Annotated in this window: 11 protein-coding genes; 5 read left to right on the top strand and 6 right to left on the bottom strand. The window is 71.0% G+C overall.

What is annotated here, in order from left to right; genetic code table 11:
• Positions 1-93 precede the first annotated feature (93 nt).
• The 3 genes from ACNYS0_RS11205 (at position 94) to ACNYS0_RS11215 (ending at position 5,071) form a co-directional block, all read left to right on the top strand.
• On the top strand, positions 94-1,401 hold the full coding sequence (locus tag ACNYS0_RS11205) for an HRDC domain-containing protein (protein ID WP_422472866.1): 1,308 nt from the start codon (positions 94-96) through the stop codon (positions 1,399-1,401).
• Between the two features lie 314 nt (positions 1,402-1,715).
• Positions 1,716-2,942 (top strand): thiolase family protein, encoded by a 1,227-nt coding sequence (locus tag ACNYS0_RS11210; RefSeq protein ID WP_422472868.1) that lies wholly within the window; start codon positions 1,716-1,718, stop codon positions 2,940-2,942.
• Entirely contained in the window at positions 2,939-5,071 is a 2,133-nt protein-coding gene (locus tag ACNYS0_RS11215) for a 3-hydroxyacyl-CoA dehydrogenase NAD-binding domain-containing protein (protein ID WP_422472870.1), read from the top strand. Before ACNYS0_RS11210 ends, ACNYS0_RS11215 begins: the two co-directional genes overlap by 4 nt.
• A gap of 56 nt (positions 5,072-5,127) precedes the next feature.
• Here ACNYS0_RS11215 and ACNYS0_RS11220 read toward each other — a convergent pair whose 3' ends face one another.
• The 6 genes from ACNYS0_RS11220 to ACNYS0_RS11245 form a co-directional block, all read right to left on the bottom strand.
• Positions 5,128-6,186: a PLL family lectin gene (locus ACNYS0_RS11220; protein ID WP_422472872.1), complete on the bottom strand. Its 1,059-nt coding sequence runs from the start codon at positions 6,184-6,186 to the stop codon at positions 5,128-5,130.
• A gap of 47 nt (positions 6,187-6,233) precedes the next feature.
• On the bottom strand, positions 6,234-7,295 hold the full coding sequence (locus tag ACNYS0_RS11225; RefSeq protein ID WP_422472874.1) for a C40 family peptidase: 1,062 nt from the start codon (positions 7,293-7,295) through the stop codon (positions 6,234-6,236).
• A gap of 33 nt (positions 7,296-7,328) precedes the next feature.
• Positions 7,329-7,811 (bottom strand): poly-gamma-glutamate biosynthesis protein PgsC/CapC, encoded by a 483-nt coding sequence (locus ACNYS0_RS11230; RefSeq protein ID WP_422472876.1) that lies wholly within the window; start codon positions 7,809-7,811, stop codon positions 7,329-7,331.
• The gene (gene pgsB, locus ACNYS0_RS11235) at positions 7,808-9,283 is read right to left on the bottom strand and encodes a poly-gamma-glutamate synthase PgsB (protein ID WP_422472877.1); all 1,476 of its coding nucleotides are present in this window, start codon (positions 9,281-9,283) and stop codon (positions 7,808-7,810) included. Before pgsB ends, ACNYS0_RS11230 begins: the two co-directional genes overlap by 4 nt.
• Positions 9,284-9,291: 8 nt before the next feature.
• Complete coding sequence (locus ACNYS0_RS11240; protein ID WP_422472879.1) at positions 9,292-11,547, bottom strand: HAMP domain-containing protein; 2,256 nt, start codon at positions 11,545-11,547, stop codon at positions 9,292-9,294.
• Between the two features lie 237 nt (positions 11,548-11,784).
• Positions 11,785-12,942 carry a CapA family protein gene (locus ACNYS0_RS11245; protein WP_422482590.1) on the bottom strand — a complete coding sequence of 386 codons (1,158 nt, stop codon included), beginning with the start codon at positions 12,940-12,942 and terminating at the stop codon, positions 11,785-11,787.
• A 98-nt stretch (positions 12,943-13,040) separates the two neighbouring features.
• Between ACNYS0_RS11245 and ACNYS0_RS11250 the strand changes: the two genes are divergently transcribed.
• Positions 13,041-14,009, top strand: a complete 969-nt coding sequence (locus ACNYS0_RS11250; RefSeq protein ID WP_422472881.1) for a hypothetical protein — start codon at positions 13,041-13,043, stop codon at positions 14,007-14,009.
• A complete protein-coding gene (locus tag ACNYS0_RS11255; RefSeq protein ID WP_422472883.1) occupies positions 14,006-14,356 on the top strand; it encodes a PIN domain-containing protein in 351 nt (116 codons plus the stop codon). The genes ACNYS0_RS11250 and ACNYS0_RS11255 overlap by 4 nt, the downstream gene beginning before the upstream one ends.
• Positions 14,357-14,366: the final 10 nt, after the last annotated feature.

Here is a 14,366-nt window from a genome sequence, read left to right on the forward strand (position 1 = left end):
TGTGGCCGGATTCGTCCGGTTTACTACAGCACGACGCCCGTCGACGTAACGTTCCGTCGACGGGCGTCGTGCGTTCACAGATACTCTTGACAGGTGACCGACGCCCAAGAGACCGCAGCAGACAGTTCACTGCGCACCACCGGAGGCGCCCCTCTGGACGACGGCGGATCTTCTGCTGAAGGATCTGTTGGTTCAGTCGACGGTGCGCCCACCCCCCTCCTCGAACCGCGCGAGGGCATCCCGCCGGTGATCGCCGACGAGGCCTCGCTCGCCGATGTCGTCGCGGCCTTCGCCGCGGGCACCGGCCCCGTCGCCGTCGACGCCGAGCGCGCGTCCGGCTACCGCTACGGGCAGCGCGCCTATCTGGTGCAGCTGCGCCGCGAGGGCGCGGGCACCGCGCTCATCGACCCGGTCGCCTGCCCCGACCTCTCCTCGCTCGGCACCGCCATCGGCGACGCCGAGTGGGACCTGCACGCCGCGACGCAGGACCTGCCGTGCCTGCGCGACATAGGCATGCGGCCCGCGCGGCTCTTCGACACGGAGCTGGCCGGACGGCTCGCCGGGTTCCCGCGGGTCGGCCTCGGCGCGATGGTCGAGAACGTGCTCGGCTACGTACTGGAGAAGGGCCACTCCGCCGTCGACTGGTCGACGCGCCCGCTGCCCGAGCCCTGGCTGCGCTACGCCGCGCTCGACGTCGAGCTCCTCGTCGACCTGCGCGACGCGCTGGAGAAGGAGCTCGACCGGCAGGGCAAGCTGGAGTGGGCCCACGAGGAGTTCGACGCCATCGCCTCGGCCCCGCCCGCGCCGCCGCGCAAGGACCCGTGGCGGCGCACGTCCGGCATGCACAAGGTGCGGCGCCGACGTCAGATGGCGATCGTCCGCGAGCTGTGGACGGCGCGCGACCAGGTCGCGCAGCGGCGGGACGTCTCGCCGGGCAAGGTGCTCGGCGACTCGGCGATCGTCGAGGCCGCGCTCGCCGTGCCGCCCAATGTGCACGCGCTGTCCGCCCTGCCCGGCTTCGGCCACCGCATGGGGCGGCGCCAGCTCGAGCAGTGGCAGGCGGCGGTCGACCGGGCGCGGGCCCTGCCGGACGCCGAGCTGCCGCAGCCGGGCCAGCCCACGACGGGCCCGCCCCCGCCCCGTGCCTGGGCCGACAAGGACCCCGCCGCGGCGGCCCGCCTCTCGGCGGCGCGCGCGGCCGTCACGGCACTCGCCGAGACGCTCTCCATGCCGCAGGAGAACCTGATCACGCCGGACACCGTGCGCCGGGTGTGCTGGGAGCCGCCGGAGTCGATCGACGCGGAGTCCGTGGCGGACGCCTTGGCCTCGCACGGGGCGCGGCGCTGGCAGGTGGAACAGGTGACGCCGATCCTCCTCCCGGCGCTGGCGTCCCGCGGCTGACCCGTACCCTCCGCCACGTACGCCCCTCGGCCCACGGCCGGGGGGCGTTTTGGCGTGCGCAACCGTCCCCACGCCACGGGGCTCCGCCCCGGACCCCGCTGCTCAATCGCCGCAGGGGCTTGATTTACCGGCACCGTCAGCCGCCCCGCCGCAAATGTGACCTTCGCCGCTCCGGCCGAGGGGGCTTCAAGACTTGGTTACTCGCAAGTAGCATGGCGGTATTCGCAGCGCGCCGTCCGCGTACCCGGAAACGGATCCGTACCGGACGCCCGCGCCGCGCGGCAGCGCATTCCCGCACCTGGAGGAGAGCCATCGTGCCTCGTACCGTCAGGGACGTCGTCTTCGTCGACGGCGTCCGCACCCCGTTCGGCAAGGCGGGCCCCAAGGGCATCTACCACGAGACCCGCGCCGACGACCTGGTCGTGAAGTCCATCCGGGAGCTGCTGCGCCGCAACCCGAACCTGGACCCCGCGAAGATCGACGAGGTCGCCGTCGCCGCGACCACGCAGATCGGTGACCAGGGCCTGACCATCGGCCGCACCGCGGGCATCCTCGCCGGTCTGCCGCAGTCGGTCCCCGGCTACTCCATCGACCGCATGTGCGCGGGCGCACTCACGGCCGTCACCACCACCGCGGGCTCCATCGCCTTCGGCGCGTACGACGCCGTCATCGCGGGCGGCGTCGAGCACATGGGCCGCCACCCCATGGGCGAGGGCGTGGACCCCAACCCCCGCTTCGTATCGGAGAAGCTGGTCGACGAGTCCGCCCTGTTCATGGGCATGACCGCCGAGAACCTGCACGACCGCTACCCGCACATCACCAAGCAGCGCGCCGACGAGTACGCCGTGCGCTCGCAGGAGAAGGCGGCGAAGGCGTACGCGAACGGGAAGATCCAGCAGGACCTCGTCCCGATCTCCGTGCGCAACACCAACTCCGAGGTCGGCGAGACCGGCTGGGGCCTGGTCACGGCCGACGAGCCGATGCGCCCGGGCACCACCCTGGAGAGCCTCGCGGGCCTCAAGACCCCGTTCCGTACGCACGGCCGCGTCACGGCCGGCAACGCGGCCGGTCTCAACGACGGCGCGACGGCCTCGATCATCGCCTCCGAGGACTTCGCCCGCGAGAACAACCTCCCGGTCAAGATGCGCCTCGTCTCCTACGCCTTCGCGGGCGTGGAGCCGGAGGTCATGGGCTACGGCCCGATCCCGGCCACGGAGAAGGCCCTCGCCAAGGCGGGCCTGTCCATCGAGGACATCAACCTCTTCGAGATCAACGAGGCCTTCGCCGTCCAGGTCCTGGCCTTCCTCGACCACTACGGCATCGCCGACGACGACGCGCGCGTCAACCAGTACGGCGGCGCCATCGCGTACGGTCACCCGCTCGCCTCCTCCGGCGTCCGTCTGATGACGCAGCTGGCCCGCCAGTTCGAGGAGCAGCCGGAGGTCCGCTACGGCCTCACGACCATGTGCGTCGGCTTCGGCATGGGCGCCACGGTCATCTGGGAGAACCCGCACCACAAGGACGCCGGAGGCGACAAGTGAGCACCACCACCGCTGAGCTCCTGAAGGGCGCATCCGCCCTCTTCCCCGACGAGGTCGTCACGTCGGCGCACGTACGCCACCTCGACCTGCCGTACGGCGCGGGCAAGTTCGCCCTCATCACGCTGGACAACGGCCTGGACCACACCAAGCCGACCACCTTCGGCCCGGCCTCGCTCGCCAACCTGAACGCGGCGATCGACCAGGTCGAGAAGGAGGCCGCCGAGGGCGACATCGTCGGCGTCGGTGTCACCGGCAAGCCGTTCATCTTCGCGGTCGGCGCCGACCTCAAGGGCGTCGAGCTGCTGAAGAAGCACGACGACGCGCTCGCCATCGGCAAGGGCGGCCACGAGGTCTTCAAGCGCCTCTCCGCCCTCGCGGTCCCCACGTTCGCGTACTACAACGGCGCGGCGATGGGCGGCGGCGTCGAGGTCGGCCTGCACTGCAGCTACCGCACCGTCTCGAAGGCCCTCCCGGCCTTCTCGCTCCCCGAGGTCTTCCTCGGCCTGGTTCCCGGCTGGGGCGGCTGCGCGCTGCTCCCGAACCTGATCGGCGCGGACAAGGCCGTCTCGGTGATCATCGAGAACAGCCTCAACCAGAACAAGCAGCTCAAGGGCAAGCAGGTCTACGAACTCGGCATCGCGGACGCGCTGTTCGAGGGCGCGGACTTCCTGGAGCAGTCGCTCATCTGGACCGCGGACGTCCTCAAGGGGAACGTCAAGGTCGAGCGCCCGGACGTCGACCGCGGGGAGGCCTGGGACCAGGCCGTCGCGCGCGGCAAGTTCATCGCCGACTCCAAGGTGCACGGTGCTGCCCCGGCCGCGTACCGCGCGCTCGACATCATCGCGAACGCCAAGTCCGGTGACCTCCAGGCCGGTTTCGACGCCGAGGACCAGGCCCTCGCGGACCTGATCATGGGTGGCGAGCTCCGCTCCGGCATCTACGCGTTCAACCTCGTCCAGAAGCGCGCCAAGCGCCCCGCGGGCGCCCCGGACAAGAACCTGGCCCGCCCGGTCACGAAGGTCGGCGTCGTCGGCGCAGGCCTGATGGCATCGCAGCTCGCCCTGCTCTTCCTGCGCCGCCTCGAGGTCCCGGTCGTCCTCACGGACATCGACCAGGAGCGCGTGGACAAGGGCGTCGGCTACGTCCACGCCGAGATCGAGAAGCTGCTCGGCAAGGGCCGCATCAACCAGGACAAGGCGAACCGCCTCAAGGGCCTGGTCTCCGGTGTCCTCGACAAGGCGGACGGCTTCTCCGACGCCGACTTCATCATCGAGGCCGTCTTCGAGGAGATCGGCGTCAAGCAGCAGGTGTTCGCGGAGGTCGAGGCGGTCGCCCCGGCGCACGCGATCCTCGCCACGAACACCTCGTCCCTCTCCATCTCGGAGATGGCCTCGAAGCTGAAGCACCCCGAGCGCGTGGTCGGCTTCCACTTCTTCAACCCGGTCGCGATCCTCCCGCTCCTGGAGATCGTCCGCGGCGAGCGGACGGACGACGCGGCGCTGGCCACGGCGTTCGGCGTCGCGAAGAAGCTCAAGAAGACGGCCGTCCTGGTCAAGGACGCCCCGGCGTTCGTGGTCAACCGCATCCTGACCCGCTTCATGGGCGAGATCCAGAACGTCATCGACGAGGGCACGCCGGTGGCGGTCGCGGAGAAGGCCGTCGAGCCCCTCGGCCTCCCGATGTCCCCGCTGGTCCTCCTCGAACTGGTCGGCCCGGCCATCGGCCTGCACGTGTCCGAGACCCTTCACACCGCCTTCCCGGACCGCTTCACGGTGTCCCCGAACCTGGCGGCCGTGGTGAAGGCCGGCAAGCGCGGCTTCTACGTCTACGACTCCGGCAAGCCGGAGCTGGACCCGGAGGTCGCGGCGCTGCTGAAGCAGGGCGACGTGGTCCTGTCCGAGGAGCAGGTCCGCGACCGCGTCCTCGACGCGGTCGCCCAGGAGATCGGCCTGATGCTCGACGAGAACGTCGTCGCCGAGGCCCAGGACATCGACCTGTGCCTGATCACGGGCGCCGGCTGGCCCTTCCACCTGGGCGGCATCACGCCGTACCTGGACCGGGCGGGCGTCTCCGAGCGGGTCATCGGGAAGAAGTTCCTGGAGGCCGGGGTGGCTTCGGTCCCGGCGTAATGGTGCGCTGCTGACGTGACTGTGACGGCTGCCCACGAAGTATTCGTGGGCAGCCGTCACAGTTTGTGGGGCGGGCCCACCTCTCGCCAAGCCCCCATCGCAAGCCCGGCCTCATCCCGCTTCCGCCGCGCGAGCCACAGCCTCCCCGACTCCCCCGGCGCCCAACTCGCGGCCGCCACGCGCCCATTGCCGTCCTCCGCGAGCGCGACGCGCGCGTCCTGCGGCACCTCGGGCCCCGCCTCCGACTCCGCCCACCAGGCCCCCGCGGACTCCGTCTCGGTGGGATACGCGGCGAAGGCGACCCGCCCGCCGGCCGTGCGCTGAGCGAGCAACGTGCAGTCCACACCGCCCAGTTGACACCGTACGGCGGACACGGCCCCGGGCCCGGCCGCGTCGAGCACCCGCACCGGCGCCTCGCTCCCGCGCCAGGCACACACGGCACCGTCCTCATCCGTGAAGAACAGGGTGGTGTGCTCCGCGGACGTGGCGAGGGCACACAGGGTGCCGGGCCCGGCGGCAGCGGGCTCCGGCTTCTCGTCCCGTACGAGGGTCTGCCCCGCCTTCTCCTGACGCCACCGCAGGATGCCCCCGTCGGCCGTGACCCCGTACAGGGTGATCAGGCCCGACTCCCCTGTCACGGCAGCGAGTTCCCCGTGCACGTCCTCCCCCTTGAGGTCCCGCCAGGGCCCCCAGCCGCCCTTCTCCTCCTGCATCCGCAGGCTCACCCCGCCGCCGTTGTTGCGTACGAAGACGTGGGCACGGCCCTGCGCGTCGACGGCGACGGCGGGCGGCCCGGTGCGGTCGCCCTTCTTGTTCGGGTGACCGATGGGGAGCCAGTCGAGGGCTGACAGGTGCGGCTGAAAGTGCGTCGAGTGCACGAGCCCGGCCTCACCGGGAACGGTGGGCCGCCAGGCGACGAGGTGCGCGTACCCCTGCGCACTGCGGGCGACGGCCCCGCCCGGGTGCACGCGCTGCTCGCCACCGACGGTTCGGGGTGGCGACCAGGGACCTTCGGGGTGCCGCTCGACGCGGCAGACGACCGCGCCTTCCTCGGGGGCGTACGCGTACGCGCAGAGGACGCCGCCGCGCCCATGGATCAGCCAGTCGCCGTTCACGGGGGCCAGTTTAGGCGGGGCGCTCGGGCTCTCCCGCGGCCCGGGCGTCACAGTCGCTTGGCGCTGCGGAACAGCCCGGCGTAGAAGCCGTTGCCGTCGACCCGTGAGGTGCCGCCCTGGTCGCCCATGGTCGGCCCGTTGACTTCCTTGCGGCTGGAGACGAAGACGCGGTGGCCGTTGGTGTCCAGGCCGAGGTAGAGGGCGACGTGGTCCATGTGGTTGCCCGTACGGTGGTCCATCTTGAAGAAGAGCAGGTCGCCGGGTTGGAGCTTGTCGATGTTGGTCGGGCGCGTGTACCAGGGCGCCGGCCCCTGGATCTTGATGATGTCGACGCCCACCTTGGAGCGGGCCATGCCGTCCGCGGTGCGTGGCAGGCCGTCGCCCACCTTGTTGGTGGCCGCCAGCGGGAAGCGGGCACGGTAGCCGAACACCATGCGCATGAATCCGGAGCAGTCCAAGGAGTGCAGGCGGTCCGCGTGCGGCTGCATGGTCGTTCCGTTGCGGAAGGTGTAGGGGATGCCCAAGTAGTCGTAGAAATCGTTCTGTTCGAGGCGGTCCACACCGTCCTTCTTGAACGGGCCGAAGAAGGCGTCGCCCGCGTACTGGAGTCCCTCGTCGTCCTTCTTGACGGGTGCTCCTTCCACGTACTGGAAGGCGTAGGAGAAAAGGTCGCCCTCTTCGCTGCCGTAGTACTGCTTGAACCAGTCCTTGAACCACTGCTGTTTCTCGGCGCCCTTGCGCCAGGCCTCGGGCATGAGCCGCACCCAGTCCTCGGTCACGACCTTGGACTTGGTGTTCGTGGGCTCACTGAAGGTGCGGGAGGGGCCCTTGAGAGTCGCGGTGCGGGCGCCGTCGGTGAACGTGGCGAGTACCTGTCCGCCCTCGCCGCGCAGCACGGAGCGCTCGGGGTTCTTCAGGCGCTCCCAGGTCTGCTTGCCGCTCCGCTCGCCACCGCTGGTCTCCAGGAGCGGGGAGTCGGTGACCGCCTGCACCGTGGGGGCCTTGGCGTCCGTGTCCTTCTTCAGTTCGACCGTGAGGTAGCCGCTCGCGCCGAGCAGGGCGAGGACCGTGACGGTGTGCAGGACGGGGCGCTTCTTCTTGGGAGGCATGGGAGTTCGGCTCCGGTCTGGGAACAGGTGGGGTCAGGCGGACGGCATGAAGCCGAGGAGGATGCCTGCGGTCAGGACGACGTAGGCCATCAGCGTCACCGAGCCAGTCGCGAGGAGGGTGGGGCCCTTGGGCTGGCGGACCAGCTGGTAGGCGATCAGCCCGGGCACGATGAAGCCGAGGGTCTGGTTCGCGTACATCAGAGGGAATTCCAGGGAGAGGACGATCATGACCGTCGCCTGGAGCGTGACGCCGAGCAGTACGACGGCCGCGAACAGCCGCTTGCCGTAGAGGATCACGAACTTCTGCATCAGCAGGGTGCCGACGTACGTCAGGACGGTGACACCGAGCACCATCGCCGCGCGCTGGAGGTCCTCGACGAGCGTGAGGGCGAGCCAGCCGGGCGTGATCATGCCGCCGGGCGACAGGTTCGTGGTCAGGTAGCAGATCAGGGAGAACAGCAGCCCGATGGCGATGCCGACCGCGGCGATCTCGGGGGTGAGGACGGTGGGGATCAACGGTGCTGCTCTCCTGCTGAGTTGTGCCACTGCTCGAAGTCGTCGGCGGGCGGGGCGGGGGGTACGACGGGGTCGAACATGCCGCGCGGGCGGACCGGTTCGAGCCGCGGTACGGGGTGGTGGTACTGGCTGTCGGTCCGCTGCACGGGCACGGCGGGCGGGGCGGCGTACCGCTCCTCGTACGCGGGCGAGTACTGCTGGTACGGGTCGATGCGCGGCGCGTACAGCTGGACCGTCTCGACGTGCTGCGGCATCTCGGTCGCGGTGTCCCGGGCGGCCTCGTCCGGCGTCTCGTCCGCCGGGAGTTCTGCGAGGTACTCCAGGAGGTGCTCGCCCTGGCCGTGGATGTTACCGATGGCCACGAGCGAGGAGTCGCGGCCGAGGCGGCCCAGCAACCGGCCCATGAACTCGTCGGGGTCGCGGCGGTCGCCGCCGAGGTCGACGGCCCGGTCGCGGTAGGCCGCGGGTATCGCGTCGATCGCGGACTTGGCGGGGTGGCCGATGACGAAGACGTGCTCGGGGTCGAGCTCGGGGATGATCTCGCCCATCTGCCCGTTGCGTTCGACGCGGTCGGGGCGGCAGTTGATGACGACGTTGAGGGGGCGGTGGATGGCACCCAGGTCGAGCAGCTGGTTGATGTTCATCAGCGTCGACTCGGGGTCGTTGGCCGCGAAGACGTTGGCGAAGCGGAGCTTCTTGTCGTCGGGGGCGATGTAGCGCTCGACGGAGAGGACGCCCGGGTCCGGCGGCGCGTCGTACATGCCCTGGAGCGCGGTCTGCCGGTCGACGCCGAGGAGGTCGGCGACGACGAGGGCGATGGCCACGTTCTCCTTGAACGTGAACCAGCTGAAGCCGCGCAGCTCCTCGTCGCTGACCATCTCCGGGTCCGCGTAGACCAGCTCGCAGTTCCGGGCGTCCGCCTCCTCCTGGAGGATGTGGAAGCGGTCCACCTCGGCCGTGACGCAGATGCCGTTCTCGGGCATGGACCGGCACAGCGACCGGGCAACATCGTCGAGGGTGGGGCCCATCTCGGCGAGGTGGTCCTCGCGGACGTTGCAGAGCACGCCGATCGTGGAGCGGATCAGCTTGGACTGGTTGATCTCCTGGAGGGCGGGCATGACGGCCATGCACTCGATGACCAGTGCGTCCGGGTGGTACGCGGCGGCGCGGCGCACGATGCCGATCTGCTCGACGACGTTGGCGATGCCGAATTTGCGGTAGACCGGCTCCTCGGTGGCGTCCGGGTGGATGAAGCGGGCGGCGGTGCCGGTGGTCTTGGCGACCGTGGTCAGGTCGCCGCCGCGCAGGGCGCCCGCGCACAGGCGGGTGATGGACGACTTGCCGCGGATGCCGTTGACGAGCACGCGGGTCGGTATGTGTTCGAGGTTGACGAAGTGTCGTCGCTGTTCGATCACACCGGCGATCAGCAGGACGGCTCCGCACACCACGAGCACGGTGTAGAGGAAGAGCACGATGATTCCTAGTTCTTACGGGCTCCGGCAGGCGTGCGCGGGGGCGCGCCCTGCCGTCGCTGCTGTTGCCGCTGTCCCTGCAACTGCTGGCGTACGAGTTCGAGGCTGCGGGCGACGGCTCCGACCTCGTCGTGGTGACGGGGGAAGAGCACCGTCTTGCGGTCGCCGTCCGCCAGGCGCTCTGCCTGGCGGGCCAGTTCGCGCAGCGGCCGCACGACGACGATGTGCAGCCAGCCCAGGCACGCCGCGGCGGCCGTGGCACCGAGCAGGCCCGCGAGCACGGTGCGGTCCTGGTACGTGTACGCGGGGATGGCGAGGCCGGACGCGGGCTGCCAGCTCACCACGGTCCAGCCGAGGGACTTCGCGGCTCCGCCGCCCACGAAGGGCGCCGCCGCGGCGATCCGGACGTCGCCGCCGTCGCGGTACATCACGCCGCTGGGGCGCGGGGCCAGGCCGACCTTCTGGTTGCTGCCGTCGACCAGTTCGTCGAGGCGGCTGCCGGGGAGGCCGTGGAAGGCGAGGTAGCCGGTGTTGCCGCCGATGATGCGGTGCTCGGCGTCGACGACCCTGACATCGCCGAGTCCGGGCCGCTTCAGCATGGAGTTGAGGAAGTCGACGCGGATCTCGCCGACCACCGCGGCGCCGCCGCGGCCGGGCAGTTCGGCGGTGCCGAGGATGACAGGCGACTTGCCGTGGTCGTCGAGGACCCGGACGGCCTTGGTCGAGGGGGCCTTGCCCTTCGGACTGTGCACGTCGCCGCCGGCCTTCGCGAGGACGTCTCCCTCGGCGTCCAGGACGTAGATCGACTGGTAGCGGGTGTGTTCGCTCATGGTGCGTTCCAGCACCTCGGCCATGTCCGCGGGGCGGGTGCGGTCGCCGATCAAAGAGGCGACCGAAGCGAGGTCCGCCTGCCCCTCGTTGAGGGCGCGACGCACCCGGTCGCTGAGGGTGTCGGTGCGCTCGCGCTGGTCGTTGACCATCTGCTGCGGTACGACGACGGTGTCGCCGGCCCGGTTGAGCAGGAGCAACAGCGGGGCGCACCACACGAGCAGCAGTACCCCGGCCACGCCCACGAGAGCTCGGGCGCCGCGACGGCGGCGTACCGCCGGGGCATCGTGCGCACTCTCCTCGGGGCTCCGGCCGAGGAGTTGTCGGCGCAGCCGCTCCAGGGCGACGCCGATCCGCGCCGCCTCGCCGCGCCGGGGCACGGCGACCGGGCGGGCGAGGTCACCACGGGTGAGGCGGCGGCTCTCCAGGAACAGCCGGATGAGCGGGCGTTGCACCGTACCGAGCAGGAAAGCGACGGTGAGGCCGCCGATGACGAGGAGGGCGGCCGCGGCGAGCAGGCCGAAGACGGGGCTGCTCGTGGTCAGCGGGTTCTCGGCGACCTTCGTCATGGCGACGACGCTGAGGCCGAGCGAGGTGGCGACGGTGGTCTCGCCTGCCTCGGGCGCGGCCAGCGCTGCGTATCCGGCGATCTGCCGCTCACCCAGGTAGCGGTCGCCGGTGAGGCTGCCGCTGACACCGGTGAAGCCGCCGGAGCCGGGCTCCTTCGACTGGAGGGGGTTCTGTTCGGCCTTGCGCGCGGCGGTCTTGGCGAACGCCTTGAGCTGGCGGTCGGACTCCTTGGCCTCTTCGCGCTGGGTGTCGGTGCGGACCTGCTCGGGCTCGGGGACGCCGTCGCTGCTGAGCACGGTGCCGGCGGAGTCGACGACGGCGATGGAACGGAACTTGCCGAGGCTGATGCCGGGGAACTTGAGGCTCGCCGAGGTGACGATCAGTTGCTGCGGGCGTCCCTTCCAGGCGAGCAGCCCGAAGGAGAGCAGTCGGCTCTCGCCGTTCTCCAGGCGCACCATGCGCGGGGCGAGTCCGTCCTCGGCGGCGAGCTTGCCGCGGTCGATCGCGGTCAGCGGGACGTTCTCGCCGCGGGCGGCGAGCAGTTTGCCGGACTTGATCTCGACGACGGCGCTGCCGTTCCATTTCTGGTAGACGTTGCCGATCTTGTCGAGGACGGCGTCGGCGGGCACCGGGTCTCCGGCGTTGAACAGCGCGGCCGTCCGCGTCAGGTCGGTGACGCCCTCGTCGACGGAGGCGCGCAGCGCGATCGCGCCGTCCTCCGCGAAGTGCTGCTGTGACGTCATCACCGCCTTCGGCAGGCCCGCGTTGTCGAGACGCCCGAGGGTGAGGGCCGTGACCCCCGCGAGGACGAGAAGCAGAACCGACAGCACCGCGATGGGCGGGCGAATGCCTCCCAGAAGGGACATGTCGGATCGTCGGCGGACCTTGTGCCGCCGCTTCGTACGCGAAGCGGCCAAGGGAGGGCTCCTCTCGGGCGGGTCAGAGCGCGCGCAGGCGCGGGACCACGGGCAGATTCCGGCGATCCGGATGCTTCTGACCCGACCGGGAGTCAAATGGTTGTACGAATCAGAGGGAGTGTGACTCACACCTCACGCGAGCCCCACATGCCCCACCGGGCCCTTCGAGGAGATGACGGGGAGCGCTCAGTTGGGCAGCGGCTCCAGCGCCTCCAGGCCGTCCTGGGCGGCGCCGCGATTGAGCAACGTGCCTTCGGTGCGCTGGAACGCCAGCCGATAGCGGGCGCGTTCCTGCCCGGTCACCTCGTCGCCCTTGAGGGCCGCGGCCACGTCGACGAGCCGGTGGTCCTTGATCGCGCCGTCCGGCACCGCGCCCGAGGCGTCCGGGTCCGGCGGGATCTCGGTGAGAGTGGGCACGTACTTGGCCCGCACGTCCCAGTCACCGCCCCGCTTACTGAACTCGAACCAGCCGATGGCCCCCTCCTCGGTCAGACCCGTGGGCACCTCGTGCCGTGCGACCTGGTTCCCGAGCCCGTACGCGATCCAGGTGCCGTCCACCTTCTCCATCGGCTGCACGACATGCGCGTGGTGGCCGATCACCAGGTTGATGCCGGTCTTCTCGGCGATTCTGCGGCCGAGGGCGAGCTGGGAGCGGCTCGGGTCGGAGTGGTACTCGCGGCCCCAGTGGATGGAGAGGATCACCACGTCCGCACCGGCCTCGCGGGCCCGCTTCTCCGCGGCGGCGATGGCGTCGAAGTCGGTCTCGTTCGCCAGCCAGGGCTTGCCCTTCGGCAGTTCGTTGCCGTTGAACCCGAAGGCGTACGAGAGCTGGGCGACCTTGACGCCCTTGACGTCAATGATCAGCGGCTTGGCGGCCTCGGCGGCGCTGCGGGCCGAACCCGTGTGCTTGAGCCCCGCCCTGTCGAGCACGTTCAGCGTGTCGGTGACGCCGGCGGCGCCGTGGTCCAGGGTGTGGTTGGAGGCGGTGGAGCAGGTGTCGTATCCGACGTCCTTGATCGTCGTGGCGATCTGCGGCGGCACCCGGAAGGCGGGGAACCCCTCGAAGGGCCCGCCGGGCTTGCCCGCGACCGGCTCGAAGTGGCAGACGGCCAGGTCGGCCTTGCTGATGACCGGTTCGACCGCGGCCAGCATCGGACCGAAGTCGATGCCCTTCTCCCCCTTGCCCGTCGCTTTCGCGTCCTTGCGGGCCTGATCGGTGAGTTCCGGGTGGATGAGGATGTCGCCGGCCGCGGCGACGGTGAACGAGGGGCCGTCGGTGGCGGCCTTGTCGTCATCCTGGCCGAACGGCCCGCAGGCGGTGGCGCCCGCCAGGAGGGCGGCCAGGGAGGCACCGGATATCGCGAGGCGCGTCCTGCTGGTCGAGCGGGGCCGGCGGGGAACACGGGAGGGGCGTCTGATCACCGGGATAGTTTTATACAACTATGACGGCCAACCAGCTGAAGACGGTCACAATTGCAACAATCCTTGTCGTTGTCACGACTGCCGCCGGCCTGCTGACGGCCTGTGGCGGTGAGCGGGAGCCGGACACCCGCGCCCGCTCCGACAGCCGCTCGGGCGTCGACCTGATGGCCCGCGTCGACGACTACACGGCCCGCTTCAGGCCCGGCTCCGGCTACCAGGAACCGTCCCGCCGCGACCGCGACACGGTGGCGCGGGGCGTGCGGCTGCTGCTCGACGGGGACCGCACCGGGGCGCGACGCGCCCTTGCCGACATCGACTTCACCGTCCGCGCACTGTCCGACAGCGCGACGGGGCGGCGCTACACGGAGGTCGCCGACCGCAGCGACGCCGGGCCCGCACCTCGCGGCTGGGGCCGGATCTACCTGGCGCAGGACTCCACGCCCGCGAACGACCGCTGGACGGTCCAGGTGCCGCACCCGGTCGCGGACCGGAACACGGAACGCCTCGGTGTCGGCGTCCTGCGCGGCACGCGCGGCGGAATCATGGTCATCGCGGGCGCGCACCGCGAGGCGGGCGAGGGCAGGGCCGCGGACGTCGCGCACCGCACGGACACCGTGTTCGACGCGGTCTGCGCCGCGCTGGCCGAGCGCGGTCTGCCCGCCGTGCAGGTCCACGGTTTCGCCGACTCCTCCGCGCCGGGCCGCGACGCCGTCGTCTCCACGGGCCGCGGCACGGTCGCCCGCCCCGAGGGCCGGCTCCTCGCCGACGCCCTGCACGACCGAGGCTTCCCCGTGTGCCGCGCCTGGTCCGCCTCCTGCCCCCTGGAGGGCCGCACGAATGTGCAGGGCCGCAAGGCGGCGGAGGAACACGTAGCGTTCCTGCACATCGAGTTCAGCAACCGGATCCGTACGGACGAACAGCGCACGGCAGCCGCCGTCGCGGCGCTCGGCCGGGTCACGAACCTGTGGCAGAAGGGCGAGCGACCATGACGACGCTCCTGGTGGTGGACGGCGCGAACGTGGTCGGTTCCGTGCCGGACGGATGGTGGCGGGACCGGCGCGGCGCGGCGGAGCGGCTGCGGGACCGGTTGGCCGAACGCGCGGAACACTCCAACGACGAGGTGATCCTCGTCGTCGAGGGCGCGGCCCGCGGCGTGGAGTCCGTCCCCGGCGTACGGGTCGAGTCGGCGGCCGGGAGCGGGGACGACCACATCGTGGAGCTGGTGGCGGAACTGGGACGCCCCTGCACCGTCGTCACGGCGGATCGGGAACTGCGGCGCAGAGTGGGGGCATTGGGCGCCGAGTGCGCGGGACCGCGCACCGTGTGGCCCGGCTGACGACCTCCGC

Source organism: Streptomyces anthophorae (assembly GCF_049310305.1).
Taxonomy (GTDB): Bacteria; Actinomycetota; Actinomycetes; order Streptomycetales; family Streptomycetaceae; genus Streptomyces.